Below are 16,921 nucleotides of genomic sequence, written 5' to 3'. Positions count from 1 at the left end.
GGGTCGGGGGAACGGCGCCCTCTGTCGGTCTCGCCGAAGGCTGTCGGCTCGCGCCGCAGGCTAGTGCGCTGCCGACTCCCAGTCCGGGCCCACGCCCACCGAGACGTCCAGCGGGGCCCTGAGGTGGACCGCGTCGGACATCTGCTCGCGGAGGATGGACTCGACCTCCGCGCGCTCGCCGGGCGCGACCTCCAGGACGATTTCGTCGTGGACCTGGAGGAGCATGCGGGACTTCAGGTCCGCCTCGCGCAGCGCGCCGTCCACCCGGAGCATGGCGATCTTGACGATGTCCGCCGCGGTGCCCTGGATGGGTGCGTTGAGGGCCATCCGCTCGGCCGCCTCGCGGCGCTGGCGGTTGTCGCTGTTGAGGTCGGGGAGGTAGCGGCGGCGGCCGAAGAGGGTCGCCGTGTAACCGGTGGCACGGGCCTCGTCGACGACACGGCGCAGATAGTCGCGGACCCCGCCGAAGCGCTCGAAGTACGTGTCCATCAGGCCCCGCGCCTCGCCGGCGTCGATGTTCAGCTGCTGGGAGAGGCCGAAGGCCGACAGACCGTACGCGAGGCCGTACGACATCGCCTTGATCTTGCGGCGCATCTCCGCGTCGACGGCCGAACGGTCGACGTCGAACACCTGGGAGGCGACCGTGTTGTGCAGGTCCTCGCCGGAGGTGAACGCCTCGATCAGGCCCTCGTCCTCGGAGAGGTGGGCCATGACGCGCAGTTCGATCTGGCTGTAGTCGGCGGTCATCAGGGACTCGAAGCCCTCGCCCACCACGAAGCCCCGGCGGATCGCCCGGCCCTCGTCGGTGCGGACCGGGATGTTCTGGAGGTTGGGGTCCGTGGAGGAGAGACGGCCGGTCGCGGCGACCGTCTGGTTGAAGGTGGTGTGGATACGGCCGTCGGCGGCGACGGTCTTGATCAGGCCCTCGACGGTCACGCGCAGCTTGGCCTGCTCACGGTGCCGGAGCATGATCACCGGCAGTTCGTTCTCGGTCTGGCCGGCGAGCCAGGCGAGTGCGTCGGCGTCGGTGGTGTAACCGGTCTTCGTCTTCTTCGTCTTGGGGAGCGCCAGCTCGCCGAAGAGGACCTCCTGGAGCTGCTTGGGCGAGCCCAGGTTGAACTCGTGTCCGGCCGCCGCGTGCGCCTCCTTCACGGCCTGCTGGACCGCGCCCGCGAACATCTGCTCCATCGCCTCCAGGTGCGCGCGGTCGGCCGCGATGCCGTGCCGCTCCATCCGGGCGAGGAGGACGGAGGTCGGCAGTTCCATGTCGCGGAGGAGGTCCGCCGCGCCGACCTCCTGGAGCCGGTCCTCGAAGGCTCCGCCGAGGTCGAGGATCGCGCGGGCCTGGATCATCAGGGCCTCGGCCTCGGCGCCGTCGTCCGCGCCGAAGGCCAGCTGGCCGTCGGCCGCCGCCGCGGGTGCCAGCTCGCGACCCAGGTACTCAAGGGACAGCGCGTCCAGGTCGAAGGAGCGGCGGCCGGGCTTGACCAGGTAGGCGGCGAGGGCCGTGTCCATGGTGACGCCCTCGATGGTCCAGCCGTGCTCGGCGAAGACCCGCATCGCGCCCTTGGCGTTGTGGAAGACCTTCGGCTTCGCGGCGTCGGTGAGCCAGGCCGCCCACGCGTTCTCGTCGGCCTCGTCGAGCTCGGCCGGGTCGAACCAGGCGGCCGGACCGTCGGCCGTGGCGAGGGCGACCTCGGCGACCGAGCCGGTGCCGAGCGCCCAGGTGTCGACGGTGGCGATGCCCAGCGGCTGCTCCGTGCCGTGCTCGGCGAGCCAGCCGGCCAGCTCGCCGGTGCCGAGGACGGTGGCGTCGACCTCCACACCCGCCTCGGCGACCGGCGTGGACTCGGCCTCCTCGGCGCCGGGGTCGACGGCGTAGAGACGCTCGCGCAGCGACGGGTTGCGGATCTCCAGGGTGTCCAGGATCATCGCGACGTTCTTGCGGTCGTACGGCGCGCGCTCCAGGTCGGTGACCGTCCTCGGCAGCTCCACGCCGCGCTCCAGCTCGGTGAGCCGGCGGTTGAGCTTGACCGACTCCAGATGGTCGCGGAGGTTCTGGCCGGCCTTGCCCTTCACCTCGTCGACGCGCTCCACCAGCTCGGCGAAGGAACCGAACTGGTTGATCCACTTCGCGGCGGTCTTCTCGCCGACGCCCGGAATGCCGGGCAGGTTGTCGGACGGGTCGCCGCGCAGGGCCGCGAAGTCGGGGTACTGGGCGGGCGTCAAGCCGTACTTCTCGAAAACCTTCTCCGGGGTGAACCGGGTCAGCTCGGAGACACCCTTGGTCGGGTAGAGGACCGTGGTGTGCTCGGTGACCAGCTGGAAGGAGTCGCGGTCGCCGGTGACGATCAGGACGTCGAAGCCCTCCGCCTCGGCCTGGGTGGCGAGGGTGGCGATGATGTCGTCGGCCTCGAAGCCCTCGACGGCGAAGCGCTGCGCGTGCATCGCGTCGAGCAGCTCGCCGATCAGCTCGACCTGGCCCTTGAACTCGTCCGGGGTCTTGGAGCGGTTCGCCTTGTACTCGGTGAACTCCTCGGAGCGCCAGGTCCTGCGGGAGACGTCGAACGCCACCGCGAAGTGTGTGGGCGCCTCGTCACGCAGGGTGTTGGCCAGCATCGACGCGAAGCCGTAGATCGCGTTCGTCGGCTGGCCCGTCGCGGTCGTGAAGTTCTCCGCGGGCAGCGCGAAGAACGCGCGGTAGGCCAGCGAGTGCCCGTCCATGAGCATCAGCCGGGGACGGGTCCCGCCGGGGGTCTTGTCGGTCTTCTTCGATGCTGTCTCTGCCACGCCTCCGATCCTGCCACGCCCCACTGACACGCCGCGCTCCGCGAGGGCGACACGGAGGGGACGGGACCGGCACGACAGACAGGACCCCCTGAAAGAGATGAAGAACACAGCAATGAGCAGAAAGACCAACCGATGGAGCTTACATGACATAACAGACGTAACAGCCTGAAGGGCGCGGTCGGTGCAGGGTGCGCAGGGCCGTCAGCAGGGGCGGGAACGGCAAGGGAGGCCGCGTAGTTGAAAAGTGGTGGGGGCAGGGGAACTCGTTCGCCGCAGGCATTCCTGCCGTTCTCCCCCGTCCGCCTTCCTCGGTCGTTGTCGGTGACGCGTGCGAGGATCGATGCACAGGGCAGTGGTGCCGGGTAGAGGGAGAACGAGCGATGGCCACAAAGCCGCCCAGCGGGGACCCGGTTCAGGACGCGCCGCGGGTCGCGGAGCCGAAACACGCGGCCGCCGGGCTGCCGGCCATCGGGCACACCCTGCGCATCGCCCAGCAGCAGATGGGAGTGAAGCGCACCGCGCTGACGCTGCTGCGGGTCAACCAGAAGGACGGCTTCGACTGCCCCGGCTGCGCCTGGCCCGAGCCGGAACACCGGCACACCGCCGAGTTCTGCGAGAACGGCGCCAAGGCCGTGGCCGAGGAGGCCACCCTGCGCCGGGTCACACCCGGGTTCTTCGCCTCGCACTCCGTCGCCGACCTGCACCACCGCAGCGGCTACTGGCTCGGCCAGCAGGGACGGCTCACCACCCCCATGTATCTGTCCGAGGGCGCCGAGCACTACGAGCCGGTCAGCTGGGAGCGCGCCTTCGACATCATCGGTGAGGAGATCGCCGCCCTCGGCTCCCCCGACGAGGCCGTCTTCTACACCTCGGGGCGGACCAGCAACGAGGCCGCGTTCCTGTACCAGCTGTTCGCGCGCGAGCTCGGCACCAACAACCTGCCGGACTGCTCCAACATGTGCCACGAGTCGTCGGGCTCGGCGCTGAACGAGACGATCGGCATCGGCAAGGGCAGCGTCCACCTCGAGGACCTCTACAAGGCCGACCTGATCATCGTCGCCGGGCAGAACCCGGGCACGAACCACCCCCGGATGCTCTCCGCCCTGGAGAAGGCCAAGGCCAGCGGTGCGAAGATCATCAGCGTCAACCCGCTCCCCGAGGCCGGTCTGGGGCGGTTCAAGAACCCGCAGACGCCCCAGGGCATGCTCAGGGGCGCCGCGCTCACGGACCTGTTCCTGCAGATCCGCATCGGCGGCGACCAGGCCCTGTTCCGGCTCCTGAACAAGCTGGTCCTGGAGACGGACGGCGCGGTCGACGAGGAGTTCGTGCGCGAACACACCCACGGGTACGAGGAGTTCGCGAAGGCCGCCCGCGCCGCCGACTGGGACGAGACGCTGGCCGCGACCGGCCTCGCCCGCGAGCGGATCGAGGAGGCCCTGCGCATGGTGCTCGCCTCCCAGCGCACCATCGTCTGCTGGGCCATGGGCCTGACCCAGCACAAGCACTCGGTCCCGACGATCCGGGAGGTCGTCAACTTCCTTCTGCTGCGCGGCAACATCGGCCGCGCGGGCGCGGGCGTCTGCCCGGTCCGCGGCCACTCGAACGTGCAGGGCGACCGCACGATGGGCATCTTCGAACGCCCGGCACCGGCCTTCCTCGACGCCCTGGAGAGGGAGTTCGGCTTCGCGCCCCCGCGTGAGCACGGCTTCGACGTCGTCCGGGCGATCCGGGCGCTGCGCGACGGCGAGGCGAAGGTCTTCTTCGCGATGGGCGGCAACTTCGTCTCCGCCACCCCCGACACCGAGGTCACCGAGGCGGCGATGCGGCGCGCGCGGCTGACCGTGCACGTGTCGACCAAGCTCAACCGCTCGCATGTCGTCACAGGCGCGCGGGCGCTGATCCTGCCGACGCTCGGCCGGACCGAGCGCGATCTCCAGGGCGGCGGCGAGCAGTTCGTCACCGTCGAGGACTCCATGGGCATGGTGCACGCCTCGCGCGGCCGACTGGAGCCCGCGAGCCCGCAGTTGCTGTCGGAGCCGGCGATCGTGTGCCGGCTCGCACGCCGGGTGCTCGGTATGAACAGCCGCACGCCGTGGGAGGAGTTCGAGAAGGACTACGCGACGATCCGCGACCGTATCGCGCGTGTGATCCCCGGCTTCGAGGACTTCAACGCGCGCGTGGCGCACCCGGGCGGCTTCACGCTCCCGCACGCCCCGCGCGACGAGCGCCGCTTCCCGACGACGACCGGGAAGGCGAACTTCACGGCGGCGCCGGTCGAGTACCCCGAACTGCCCGAGGGCCGGCTGCTGTTGCAGACGCTGCGCTCGCACGACCAGTACAACACCACGATCTACGGGCTGGACGACCGCTACCGGGGCATCCGGAACGGCCGCCGGGTGGTCCTGGTGAACCCGGAGGACGCGCGGGCGCTGGGCGTGGCCGACGGGGCGTACGTGGACCTGGTGAGCGAGTGGAGGGACGGCGTGGAGCGCCGGGCGCCGGGCTTCCGGGTCGTGCACTACCCGACGGCCCGGGGCTGTGCGGCCGCGTACTACCCGGAGACCAATGTGCTGGTGCCGCTGGACGCCACCGCGGACACCAGCAACACCCCTGCCAGCAAGTCCGTCGTGGTCCGTCTGGAGAGCGGCGCACAGCACCCGGCACCCGTCGTCTGACCATCCGCCGGCCCGTCTGGAAGAATCGGCTACCGACTGAGCGTTTGCTCAGTGGAAGGCATCTTGAAGACAGCTGTACGACGAACGGAGCCGGTCCATGGGCGAGCAGCAGCGCGTGAAGTTCCCGCAGGAGGTCATCGAGGAGTACGCCGCGCTCGGGGTCGACCTGCCGGCCCTGTTCTCGGCGGGCCACCTCGGCGCGCGGATGGGCGTGCAGATCCTCGAGGCATCCGTGGACCGGGTGGTCGGCACCATGCCGGTGGAGGGCAACACCCAGCCGTACGGGCTGCTGCACGGCGGTGCCAGCGCGGTGCTGGCGGAGACCCTGGGGTCGGTCGGCTCGATGCTGCACGGCGGCAGCTCGAAGATCGCGGTCGGCGTCGACCTGAACTGCACGCATCACCGCGGAGTCCGCTCCGGTCTGGTCACCGGCGTGGCCACGCCGGTGCACCGGGGGCGCTCGACGGCGACGTACGAGATCGCGATCAGCGACGAGGAGGGCCGCCGGGTCTGCACGGCCCGACTGACCTGCCTGCTGCGGGACGTTCGCAAGGGCGACGAGATCCACGTCCAGGGCAGCAACACCTGACGCATCCCGGCGGGGCCTTCGGACCCCGCCCGGCCGTCACCCCCCGGACGCCGGCGTCGCGTCGGCCGGAACTCTCACCTCTTCTCACCTCTCCCCCTCGCGTCCCGCAAGGAAATGCGAAGAAGTTCCGGAGGCTTGACTTTCTTTCCTATGCGTAACTCTACGTAATACGCGCGCAATACAGATTCGCCGATCCATCCGGTTCCCACGGCGCAAGCGGCTCTCACCGCACCCCGGAAGTCGCCCACAGCAACGGCATGCGTCATGCCCAAAACCGTTGAGACGCCTGAACCGACACGGGGCGAGTCCTGCGGGTTCTCAGAATCCGGACTGGGCGAATCGGGCTTAATTCCTTCTTTCCTACCCACGTTGTACCGCTCTGCATTACCTCGTGTCATAACAAGAGCGTCACAGCCTTGGACAAGCCCTCCTCCACGTTCCTCACCCGCGCTTAGAGTCACGGCCAGTCACCGCTCCATAGGGAGTTCGGTACCGGCGCGGCACCCGTCGTTCCCTTCGGGGGGGCGAACATGCCTGTGGAAAGGATCGATTGTGCGACAGCGTTCTCTGGTGATTCTCACCTCCGTGTTGACCACCGGAGCTCTGACCCTCACTGCTTGCGGCTCCCGCGACAACAGCAACAAGGGCGGCGACAGCGGCAACGTGACGGTCACGATCGGCGTCGATGCCCCGCTGACCGGCCAGAACTCCGCCACGGGTCTCGGCATCCAGTACGGCGCCCAGATCGCCGTCGACGACGCCAACAAGAACAAGACCGTCCCGGGCGTCACCTTCAAGATCAAGGCCCTGGACGACAAGGCGATTCCGGCCACCGGCCAGCAGAACGCCACCCAGCTCGTCTCCGACAAGACCGTGCTCGGCGTCGTCGGACCGCTCAACTCCGGTGTGGCCACGCAGATGCAGCAGGTCTTCGCCACCGCCAACCTGGTGGAGATCTCCCCGTCCAACACCAACCCCGAGCTGACGATGGGCAAGAACTGGCAGACCAGCCCGTCGCGCCCGTTCAAGACGTACTTCCGCACCGCGACCACCGACGCCCTGCAGGGCGCCTACGCCGCGGACTACGCCTTCAACGTCGCCAAGAAGACGAAGGCCTTCGTCGTCGACGACAAGCAGACCTACGGCGCGGGTCTGTCGAAGATCTTCTCGGAGCAGTTCGCCAAGCAGGGCGGCAAGGTCATCGGCACCGACCACGTCAACACCGGTGACCGTGACTTCTCGACCCTGGTCACGAAGATCAAGAGCTCGGGCGCCGACATCCTGTACTACGGCGGCCAGTACGACGAGTCCCAGGTGCTGACCAAGCAGCTCAAGGCCGCGGGCGCCAACATCCCGCTGTTCGGCGGCGACGGCATGTTCACCCCGACCTACATCAAGACCGCCGGCAAGGCCTCCGAGGGCGACCTGGTGACGTCGATCGGTGTCCCGGTCGACACCCTGCCCGCCGCCAAGGACTTCGTGGCCACCTACAAGGACAAGAAGTACCCCGGTGACTACGGCACCTACGGCTCGTACTCCTACGACGCCGCCACCGCGATCATCAAGGCCGTCGGCACCGTCGTGAAGGACGGCAAGATCCCCAGCGACGCCCGCTCCCAGATCGTCAGCGCCGTCCAGAGCACCTCCTTCGAGGGCATCTCCGGCAAGATCGCGTTCGACCAGTACGGCGACACCACGAACAAGCAGCTGACCGTCTACAAGGTCGTCAGCGGTGCGTGGAAGTCCGTCCAGAGCGGCGTGGCCAACCCGAAGTAACCAACCGAAGCACATCGCTTCACCAGGGCCGCGCGGCACAGACCACCGTCACCGCGCGGCCCGCCCTCTACCGCCCCCCTGACTCTCCCCACCACATGGAGGCCATGCGGTGAACACCCTGCCGCAGCAGCTGGCCAACGGGCTGTTCCTCGGCTCGATGTACGGTCTGATCGCCATCGGCTACACGATGGTGTACGGCATCGTCCAGCTCATCAACTTCGCCCACGGCGAGATCTTCATGACCGGAGGCTTCGGCGCCCTCACGGTCTACCTTCTCCTGCCGGACGGCATATCCATGTGGGTAGCCCTGCCGGCGATGCTCATCGGCGGCGCCCTGGTCGCCGTGCTCATCGCCGTCGGCGCCGAGCGCTTCGCCTACCGACCGCTGCGGGGCGCACCACGCCTCGCCCCGCTCATCACCGCGATCGGTCTGTCGCTCGCACTGCAGCAGGCGGTCTTCAACTGGTACCACATCGACGGCGACGCCAAGTCCGCGCGGGTCTTCCCGCAGTTGCCGTTCGGTCCGCTGCACATCGGCTCCGTGACCGTGCAGAGCGGTGACATCTTCCTGATCATCGCCGCGCCGCTGTGCATGGCGGTCCTCGCGCTCTTCGTCCGGCTCTCCCGCACCGGCCGCGCCATGCAGGCCACCGCCCAGGACCCGGACACCGCCCAGCTGATGGGCATCGACACCAACCGCATCATCGTCATCGCCTTCGCGATCGGCGGCTTCTTCGCGGCCGTCGCCGGTGTGTCGTACGGCCTCAAGTACGGTTCCGTCTCCTACGACATGGGCTTCATCGCCGGTCTGAAGGCGTTCACCGCGGCCGTCCTCGGCGGCATCGGCAACATCTACGGCGCCATGCTCGGCGGCCTCGTCCTCGGTATCGCCGAGGCCATGGCCACCGCCTACATCGCCAACATCCCCGGTATGCAGCAGCTCGGCGGTGGCGGCTGGTCCTCCGTGTGGGCCTTCGTCCTGCTGATCCTCGTACTCCTCTTCAGACCACAGGGTCTGCTCGGCGAACGCGTCGCGGACAGGGCGTGAGCAGCATGACCGACACCACCAACTCCCCGGCGGCGACGGAGCACGGGCCGGTCCCGCTGCCCCGGTCCCTCGCCCGGCTGCTCATCGTCGTGGGCGCCGTGGGCACCATCGCCAGCACCTTCCTCAGCTGGACCTGGACGTCCGACTTCCCCGGCGACCTGACCGTCTACGGCTACCCGGCCGGCCTGCAGATCCTCGCCCTCGTGGGCGGCGCCCTCACCCTGCTGTTCGGGCTCACCCTGTGGGACATCAAGTGGCTGCGCCGGCTGAACCCGGCGAACGCCACCTCCCCGGTCTTCCTGACGGCCCTGTCGGCGTTCGCCGTCTGCTGGTTCACCGGCATCGCCATCGCCGTCGACCTCGGCGGCCTGGTCAACCTCGACCCCGGTGCCTACGTGGCGATGGCGGCCTCCGCGCTGCCCGTCGTCGGTGCCCTCGCGCTGCCCCACCCGGCTCCGGGCACCGGCATCCGCGGTTACCTGACCAAGCCCCAACTGCCCGCTCCCGGCAAGGCGTCGCCGCTCGTCGACCGCATCGTCATCACGGTCGGCGTCGCGCTCGGCCTGGTGGCCTTCAGCTACGGGATCGGCATCGACAACGACGCGAGCGAGACCTTCATCGGCTATCTGCTGCTGCTCGTCTTCGCCGCCTGGGGCCTCATGCACACCGGCCTCGTCGACCGCTTCGCGACCGCCGCGGCCCACCACAAGGGTTTCGCCTCGGCGCTCGCCTTCGTCGCCGCCGTGATCTTCCCCTTCACCCAGGGCGACGACCACAACGCCAACGTCGGCGTGAACATCCTGATCTTCGCCACCGTCGCCCTCGGCCTGAACATCGTCGTCGGCCTCACCGGTCTGCTCGACCTCGGTTACGTCGCCTTCCTCGGCGTCGGCGCCTACGCGGCCGCCCTGGTCTCCGGCTCGGAGTACTCCCGGTTCTCCGGTGTGCACTTCCCGTTCTGGGCCGCCGCCCTGACCGGCATGGCCGCCTCGCTGGTCTTCGGTGTGCTGATCGGCGCGCCGACCCTGCGGCTGCGCGGCGACTATCTGGCCATCGTCACCCTCGGCTTCGGTGAGATCTTCCGTATCACCGTCAACAACCTCGACGGCACCTCGGGTCCGAACATCACCCGTGGCCCGAACGGCATCACCCAGATCCCGGACCTGGACATCCTCGGGTTCAACCTGGGCGAGTCGCACAACATCCTCGGGCACAGCCTGGGCCGGTTCGCCAACTACCTGTTCCTGATGCTCATCGTCACGGCGATCGTCGTACTCGTCTTCACCCGCGCCGCCGACTCCCGTATCGGCCGCTCGTGGATCGCCATCCGCGAGGACGAGACCGCCGCGACCGCCATGGGCATCAACGGCTTCCGCGTCAAGCTGGTCGCCTTCGCCCTCGGCGCCTCCCTCGCGGGCCTCGCCGGCACCGTGATGGCCCACGTCAACTACAGCGTGAACCCGCAGCCGTACCAGTTCGCCGGCGCCGCCCCGCCCAACTCGGCCTTCCTGCTGGCCGCCGTCGTCCTCGGCGGCATGGGCACCGTCAGCGGCCCGCTGCTCGGCGCGAGCGTGCTCTACCTGGTCCCGGAAAAGCTCCAGTTCCTGCAGAACTACGAGCTGTTCGCGTTCGGTATCGCGCTGATCCTGCTGATGCGTTTCCGGCCGGAGGGCATCATCGCCAACCGCCGCCGCCAGCTGGAGTTCCACGAGACCGGCCAGCTCGACGTACCGGCGCAGGCGACGCTGAGCGACGATCCGGCCGTCACCAAGGCAGGGGCGTAAGGAACCATGACGACACCTGTACTCGAAGCCCGTGACGTCACGATGCGCTTCGGTGGCCTGACCGCTGTCCGTTCCGTGGACTTCACGGTCAACAGCGGCGAGATCGTCGGCCTGATCGGCCCGAACGGCGCCGGCAAGACCACCTTCTTCAACTGCCTCACCGGTCTGTACATCCCCACCGAGGGCACGGTCTCCTACCAGGGCAAGGTGCTGCCGCCCAAGCCGCACCTGGTGACCCAGGCGGGCATCGCGCGCACGTTCCAGAACATCCGGCTCTTCGCCAACATGACCGTCCTGGAGAACGTCCTCGTGGGCCGTCACACGCGGACCAAGGAGGGTCTGTGGTCCGCGCTGCTGCGCGGTCCCGGCTTCCGCAAGGCCGAGAAGGAGTCCGAGGCGAAGGCCATGGAGCTCCTGGAGTTCATCGGCCTGGCGGGCAAGCGTGACCACCTCGCGCGCAACCTGCCCTACGGCGAGCAGCGCAAGCTGGAGATCGCCCGGGCACTGGCGAGCGAGCCGGGCCTGCTGCTGCTCGACGAGCCGACCGCGGGCATGAACCCGCAGGAGACCCGGGCCACCGAGGAACTGGTCTTCGCCATCCGGGACAGGGGCATCGCCGTCCTCGTCATCGAGCACGACATGCGGTTCATCTTCAACCTCTGCGACCGGGTCGCCGTCCTCGTCCAGGGCGAGAAGCTCGTCGAGGGCACCTCCGACGTCGTCCAGGCCGACGAGCGTGTCGTCGCCGCCTACCTGGGCGAGCCGTTCGAGGGCGACCCCGGGACGGCGGAGGCCGCCGAGGTCGAGGCCGCGGAGGCCGCCGCGGAGGCTGTCGCCGAGGACCGGACCGCCGACGCGGCCCCGCCCTCCGACGCAGCCCCGGCAGCCGACGCGGAGGACGCCGACGCGGAGAGCACCGAGGCGGACAGCACCACCAAGGGAGAGACCCAGTGACCGCACTGCTGGAGGTCGAGGACCTCAGGGTCGCCTACGGCAAGATCGAGGCCGTCAAGGGCATCTCGTTCAGTGTCGAGGCCGGCCAGGTCGTCACTCTCATCGGCACCAACGGCGCCGGCAAGACGACGACCCTGCGCACCCTGTCGGGCCTGCTCAAGCCCGCCTCGGGGAAGGTCGTCTTCGACGGCAAGCCGCTCAGCGGGGTCCCGGCGCACAAGATCGTCGCGCTCGGGCTGGCCCACTCCCCCGAGGGCCGGCACATCTTCCCCCGCCTGACCATCGCGGAGAACCTCCAGCTCGGTGCGTTCCTCCGCAAGGACAAGGCGGGCATCGAGCGGGACATCCAGCGGGCCTACGACCTCTTCCCGATCCTCGGGGAGCGGCGCAAGCAGGCCGCGGGCACGCTCTCGGGCGGTGAGCAGCAGATGCTGGCGATGGGCAGGGCGCTGATGTCCCAGCCGAAGCTGCTGATGCTGGACGAGCCGTCCATGGGGCTGTCGCCGATCATGATGCAGAAGATCATGGCGACGATCTCCGAGCTGAAGTCGACGGGCACGACGATCCTGCTGGTCGAGCAGAACGCGCAGGCGGCGCTGTCGCTGGCCGACCAGGGGCATGTCATGGAGGTCGGCAACATCGTGCTGTCGGGCAGTGGGCAGGATCTGCTGCACGACGAGTCGGTTCGCAAGGCCTATTTGGGCGAGGACTAGGCAGTCGGTCGTCCGCGGGTGCGTGGGGGCTGGTCCCACGCGGCGGTAGCCGCAAATCGACAACAGCCCCGCGCCCCTGAAGGGGCGCTGCCCCTCAACAGCGTCACAAAGGCCCGTGCTCCCTTCTCCGGAGCACGGGCCTTGGCGTTCGTACGTGTGCGGGTCAGCCCTTGTTGGACTTCTTCTCCTGGCTGTCCGCGATGACCGCCTCCGCGACCTGCTGCATCGACATGCGGCGGTCCATCGACGTCTTCTGGATCCAGCGGAACGCGGCCGGCTCGGTCAGGCCGTACTCGGTCTGGAGGATGGACTTCGCGCGGTCGACCAGCTTGCGGGTCTCCAGGCGCTGGGTGAGGTCGGCGACCTCCGCCTCCAACTGCTTCAGCTCGCTGAAGCGGGAGACGGCCATCTCGATCGCGGGGACGACATCGCTCTTGCTGAACGGCTTGACGAGGTACGCCATCGCACCGGCGTCACGCGCCCGCTCGACCAGGTCGCGCTGCGAGAAGGCGGTGAGCATCAGGACCGGGGCGATGGACTCCTCGGCGATCTTCTCGGCCGCCGAGATACCGTCCAGCTTGGGCATCTTGACGTCGAGAATGACCAGGTCGGGGCGGTGCTCGCGGGCGAGTTCCACGGCCTGCTCGCCGTCACCGGCCTCGCCGACGACGGTGTACCCCTCCTCTTCCAACATCTCTTTCAGGTCGAGCCGGATCAGGGCCTCGTCCTCGGCAATGACGACACGTGTCGTCAGCGGAGGCACGTGCGACTTGTCGTCGTCGGGTGCGTCGACTGGCTGGGGCGACTCGGCGGCGGTCACTGGGGCTCCTCGTTCAGGGCAGGGGTACTGCTGACAAGAGCCTACCTAGCTACGGTATGGTGGACGCGCGGAGGGTCGGGGATAACCTTTGATTCTTCGAGCCCCGGTAGCCCAATTGGCAGCAGGCAACGGATTCAAAACCCGTACAGTGTCGGTTCGAGTCCGACCCGGGGCACTTTTCCTTGGATTCCAAGGTCGCAATAAATTCGTGTAAATGATGGGCCCCTCCGTTTGACGGAGGGGCCCATCGGCGTCACTTGGGGCTGTCGTCCTCGCCGATGTGGTGCACCCGGACCATGTTGGTCGAGCCGGAGACTCCGGGCGGGGAGCCCGCCGTGATGACCACGATGTCGCCCTTCTCGCAGCGCCCGTACTTCAGCAGCAGTTCGTCGACCTGGTCGACCATCTTGTCCGTCGAGTCCACGTGCGGGCCGAGGAAGGTCTCGACGCCCCAGGTGAGGTTGAGCTGGGATCGGGTGGCCGGTTCCGGGGTGAAGGCGAGCAGCGGGATCGGCGAACGGTAGCGGGAGAGCCGGCGGACCGTGTCTCCCGACTGGGTGAACGCGACCAGGAACTTCGCACCCAGGAAGTCGCCCATCTCGGCAGCGGCCCGGGCGACCGCGCCGCCCTGGGTGCGGGGCTTGTTGCTCTCGGTCAGCTCCGGCAGGCCCTTGGCGAGGATGTCCTCCTCCGCGGCCTCGACGATCTTCGCCATGGTGCGCACGGTCTCGATCGGGTACTTGCCGACGCTGGTCTCGCCCGAGAGCATCACCGCGTCCGTGCCGTCGATGACCGCGTTGGCGACGTCGGAGGCCTCGGCACGGGTGGGGCGGGAGTTGTCGATCATCGAGTCGAGCATCTGGGTGGCGACGATGACCGGCTTGGCGTTGCGCTTGGCGAGCTTGACGGCACGCTTCTGGACGATCGGCACCTGCTCCAGGGGCATCTCCACGCCCAGGTCGCCGCGCGCGACCATGATGCCGTCGAAGGCCGCCACGATGTCGTCGATGTTCTCGACGGCCTGCGGCTTCTCGACCTTGGCGATCACCGGGAGGCGGCGGTCCTCCTCGTCCATGATGCGGTGGACATCCAGGACGTCGCGGCCGCTGCGCACGAAGGAGAGGGCGATGACGTCGAAGCCGGTGCGCAGCGCCCAGCGCAGGTCCTCCTCGTCCTTCTTGGAGAGTGCGGGCACGGAGACGGCGACACCGGGGAGGTTGAGGCCCTTGTGGTCGGAGACCATGCCGCCCTCGATGACCGTGGTGTGCACCCGGGGGCCGTCGACGTGGGTGACCTCCAGGCAGACCTTGCCGTCGTCGACGAGGACACGCTCACCGGGGGTGACGTCGCCGGCCAGGCCCGCGTACGTCGTTCCGCACTGGCCGCGGTCGCCCTCGGCGCCCTCCTCCACCGTGATGACGAACGTGTCACCGCGTTCGAGGAGTACGGGCCCCTCGGTGAAACGGCCGAGCCGAATCTTCGGGCCTTGAAGGTCGGCGAGCATCCCGACGCTGCGACCGGTCTCGTCGGAGGCCTTGCGCACCCGCCGGTAACGCTCCTCGTGCTCGGCGTAGCCGCCGTGACTGAGGTTGAATCGGGCGACGTCCATTCCGGCCTCGACCAGTGCCTTGATCTGGTCGTACGAGTCGGTGGCGGGCCCCAGAGTACAAACGATCTTTGCTCGGCGCATGGTTCGAGCCTAGGCCTTACCGACGGGTAGAGAATTGGCGCTACATGACGACCCAACAACCTTTGCGTGAAGGCCTATTGACAAGTGTTGAATTGTGCGGTGCCCCGCTCCTATGAGCATCTCGCACTTGTTGAATGCGGCCGCCGATTCACCGATCAGGTCACCAGATCGCAACCTCCAGGACCTTTTGATGTCGGTCATGTCCGGGTCAGAATCTACGCGCGTCGTTGACCGTTTCCCGAGGAGAAGCAGAGATGCCCTTGAACCGCCGGAAGTTCCTGAAGAAGTCCGCCGCCACCGGGGCGGGAGTGGCGGTCGCCGGTGCGGCGGCGGCTCCGGCACAGGCCGCGCCGCGCCCGCCGAAGCCTGCCAAGCGCTACTCCCTCACCGTCATGGGCACCACCGACCTGCACGGGCATGTCTTCAACTGGGACTACTTCAAGGACGCGGAGTACTCCGACAAGGCCGGCAACGCGATGGGCCTGGCACGCATCTCCACCCTGGTCGAGCAGGTACGCAAGGAGAAGGGCCGCTGCAACACGCTGCTCCTGGACGCCGGTGACACCATCCAGGGCACCCCGCTGACGTACTACTACGCCAAGGTCGACCCGATCACCGCCAAGGGCGGCCCGGTGCACCCGATGGCGCAGGCCATGAACGCGATCGGGTACGACGCTGCGGCGCTCGGCAACCACGAGTTCAACTACGGCATCGAGACCCTGCGCAAGTTCGAGGACCAGCTGCGCTTCCCGCTGCTCGGCGCCAACGCGGTCGACGCCAAGACCCTCAAGCCCGCCTTCCCGCCGTACTTCGTCAAGCAGTTCCACGTCCCGGGCGCCCCGCCGGTCAAGGTCGCCGTCCTCGGCCTGACCAACCCGGGCATCGCCATCTGGGACAAGGCCTATGTCCAGGGCAAGCTGGCCTTCCCCGGTCTGGAGGAGCAGGCCGCGAAGTGGGTGCCGAAGCTGAAGGCGCTGGGCGCCGACGTGGTCGTGGTCTCGGCCCACTCCGGTTCCTCCGGCACCTCCTCCTACGGCGACCAGGTGCCGTACGTCGAGAACGCGGCCGCCAACGTCGCAAGGCAGGTGCCGGGCATCGACGCGATCCTGGTCGGCCACGCGCACGTGGAGATCCCGGAGCTGAAGGTCACCAACGAGGCCACCGGCAAGACCGTCGTGCTCTCCGAGCCGCTGTGCTACGCCGAGCGCCTCGCCCTCTTCGACGTCGAGCTGGTGTTCAGCAAGGGCAGGTGGGAGGTCGAGTCGGTCGCGGCCTCACTGCTGAACTCCAACACGGTCGCCGACGACCCGAAGATCACCCGCCTTCTCAAGGACGAGCACGCGAAGGTCGTCGCATACGTCAACCAGGTCGTCGGCACCGCGACCGACACCCTCACCACGGTCGACGCCCGTTACAAGGACGCCCCGATCATCGACCTGATCACCAAGGTCCAGGAGGATGTGGTCAAGGCGGCCCTGACGGGCACCGAGTACGCCGCGCTGCCGGTGATCGCGCAGGCCTCGCCGTTCTCGCGGACGTCGGAGATCCCGGCCGGCAACGTGACCATCCGGGACCTGTCGAGCCTGTACGTGTACGACAACACGCTGGTCGCGAAGCTGATGACGGGCGTGCAGATCCGCGCGTACCTGGAGTACTCGGCGGAGTACTTCGTGCAGACGGCGGCGGACGCGGCCGTCGACGTGGAGAAGCTGACCAACGCCAACAACCGCCCGGACTACAACTACGACTACGTCTCGGGCCTGAGGTACGAGATCGACATCGCCCAGGCGGCCGGGTCGCGGATCAGGAACCTGACCTACGACGGTGCCGCCCTGGACGACGCGCAGCAGTTCGTGCTCGCGGTCAACAACTACCGCGCCAACGGCGGCGGCGCGTTCCCGTACGTCGCCTCGGCCAAGGAGCTGTGGTCGGAGTCGACGGAGATCCGCACCCGGATCGCGGAGTGGGTGACCGCCAAGGGCGTGCTGGACCCGAAGGACTTCGCGTCGGTGGACTGGAAGCTGACGCGGAACGGCACGCCGGTCTTCTGAGCCGCCCGAAGGGCGCCGGCCCCGGGGCCGG

General features: G+C 68.5%; 11 protein-coding genes and 1 tRNA gene. 9 read left to right on the top strand and 3 right to left on the bottom strand.

The window, feature by feature from the left end:
• Positions 1 to 60: 60 nt before the first annotated feature.
• On the bottom strand, positions 61 to 2,790 hold the full coding sequence (gene polA, locus EDD90_RS39990; RefSeq protein WP_123977976.1) for a DNA polymerase I: 2,730 nt from the start codon (positions 2,788 to 2,790) through the stop codon (positions 61 to 63).
• A 380-nt stretch (positions 2,791 to 3,170) separates the two neighbouring features.
• Here polA and EDD90_RS39985 point away from each other — a divergent pair, with 380 nt between their 5' ends.
• From EDD90_RS39985 to EDD90_RS39955, 7 genes are all read left to right on the top strand, one after another.
• Positions 3,171 to 5,465, top strand: a complete 2,295-nt coding sequence (locus EDD90_RS39985) for an FdhF/YdeP family oxidoreductase (RefSeq protein WP_123977975.1) — start codon at positions 3,171 to 3,173, stop codon at positions 5,463 to 5,465.
• Between the two features lie 97 nt (positions 5,466 to 5,562).
• Positions 5,563 to 6,054, top strand: coding sequence for a PaaI family thioesterase (locus EDD90_RS39980; RefSeq protein ID WP_123977974.1), 492 nt, complete (start codon positions 5,563 to 5,565; stop codon positions 6,052 to 6,054).
• Between the two features lie 567 nt (positions 6,055 to 6,621).
• Positions 6,622 to 7,830, top strand: coding sequence for a branched-chain amino acid ABC transporter substrate-binding protein (locus EDD90_RS39975; protein ID WP_123982140.1), 1,209 nt, complete (start codon positions 6,622 to 6,624; stop codon positions 7,828 to 7,830).
• Positions 7,831 to 7,939: 109 nt separating this feature from the next.
• Entirely contained in the window at positions 7,940 to 8,878 is a 939-nt protein-coding gene (locus EDD90_RS39970) for a branched-chain amino acid ABC transporter permease (RefSeq protein ID WP_123977973.1), read from the top strand.
• Between the two features lie 5 nt (positions 8,879 to 8,883).
• Positions 8,884 to 10,662 (top strand): branched-chain amino acid ABC transporter permease, encoded by a 1,779-nt coding sequence (locus tag EDD90_RS39965; protein ID WP_123982138.1) that lies wholly within the window; start codon positions 8,884 to 8,886, stop codon positions 10,660 to 10,662.
• A 6-nt stretch (positions 10,663 to 10,668) separates the two neighbouring features.
• Positions 10,669 to 11,616 (top strand): ABC transporter ATP-binding protein, encoded by a 948-nt coding sequence (locus tag EDD90_RS39960; RefSeq protein ID WP_123977972.1) that lies wholly within the window; start codon positions 10,669 to 10,671, stop codon positions 11,614 to 11,616.
• Positions 11,613 to 12,329: an ABC transporter ATP-binding protein gene (locus EDD90_RS39955; RefSeq protein WP_123977971.1), complete on the top strand. Its 717-nt coding sequence runs from the start codon at positions 11,613 to 11,615 to the stop codon at positions 12,327 to 12,329. Before EDD90_RS39960 ends, EDD90_RS39955 begins: the two co-directional genes overlap by 4 nt.
• Before the next feature lie 163 nt (positions 12,330 to 12,492).
• On the opposite strand, the gene EDD90_RS39950 is transcribed toward EDD90_RS39955, so the two are convergent.
• Complete coding sequence (locus EDD90_RS39950; protein ID WP_123977970.1) at positions 12,493 to 13,149, bottom strand: ANTAR domain-containing response regulator; 657 nt, start codon at positions 13,147 to 13,149, stop codon at positions 12,493 to 12,495.
• Positions 13,150 to 13,249: 100 nt separating this feature from the next.
• On the opposite strand from EDD90_RS39950, the gene EDD90_RS39945 reads away from it, so the two are divergent.
• Positions 13,250 to 13,324, top strand: a tRNA-Leu gene (locus EDD90_RS39945).
• A 78-nt stretch (positions 13,325 to 13,402) separates the two neighbouring features.
• Here EDD90_RS39945 and pyk read toward each other — a convergent pair.
• Complete coding sequence (pyk, locus tag EDD90_RS39940; RefSeq protein ID WP_123977969.1) at positions 13,403 to 14,839, bottom strand: pyruvate kinase; 1,437 nt, start codon at positions 14,837 to 14,839, stop codon at positions 13,403 to 13,405.
• Positions 14,840 to 15,093: 254 nt separating this feature from the next.
• Here pyk and EDD90_RS39935 point away from each other — a divergent pair, with 254 nt between their 5' ends.
• Positions 15,094 to 16,890: a bifunctional UDP-sugar hydrolase/5'-nucleotidase gene (locus EDD90_RS39935; RefSeq protein ID WP_123977968.1), complete on the top strand. Its 1,797-nt coding sequence runs from the start codon at positions 15,094 to 15,096 to the stop codon at positions 16,888 to 16,890.
• Positions 16,891 to 16,921: the final 31 nt, after the last annotated feature.

This window comes from Streptomyces sp. Ag109_O5-1 (assembly GCF_003814875.1).
Taxonomy (GTDB): Bacteria; Actinomycetota; Actinomycetes; order Streptomycetales; family Streptomycetaceae; genus Streptomyces; species Streptomyces sasae.
This window is presented reverse-complemented; position numbering and strand designations above follow the sequence as displayed.

Excerpts from the sequence above, each read along its gene's own strand:
- EDD90_RS39985 (WP_123977975.1), top strand. The coding sequence starts at position 3,171 with ATGGCCACAAAGCCGCCCAGCGGGGACCCGGTTCAGGACGCGCCGCGG.
- EDD90_RS39980 (WP_123977974.1), top strand. The coding sequence starts at position 5,563 with ATGGGCGAGCAGCAGCGCGTGAAGTTCCCGCAGGAGGTCATCGAGGAG.
- EDD90_RS39965 (WP_123982138.1), top strand. The coding sequence starts at position 8,884 with ATGACCGACACCACCAACTCCCCGGCGGCGACGGAGCACGGGCCGGTC.
- EDD90_RS39960 (WP_123977972.1), top strand. The coding sequence starts at position 10,669 with ATGACGACACCTGTACTCGAAGCCCGTGACGTCACGATGCGCTTCGGT.
- pyk (WP_123977969.1), bottom strand. The coding sequence starts at position 14,839 with ATGCGCCGAGCAAAGATCGTTTGTACTCTGGGGCCCGCCACCGACTCG.
- EDD90_RS39935 (WP_123977968.1), top strand. The coding sequence starts at position 15,094 with ATGCCCTTGAACCGCCGGAAGTTCCTGAAGAAGTCCGCCGCCACCGGG.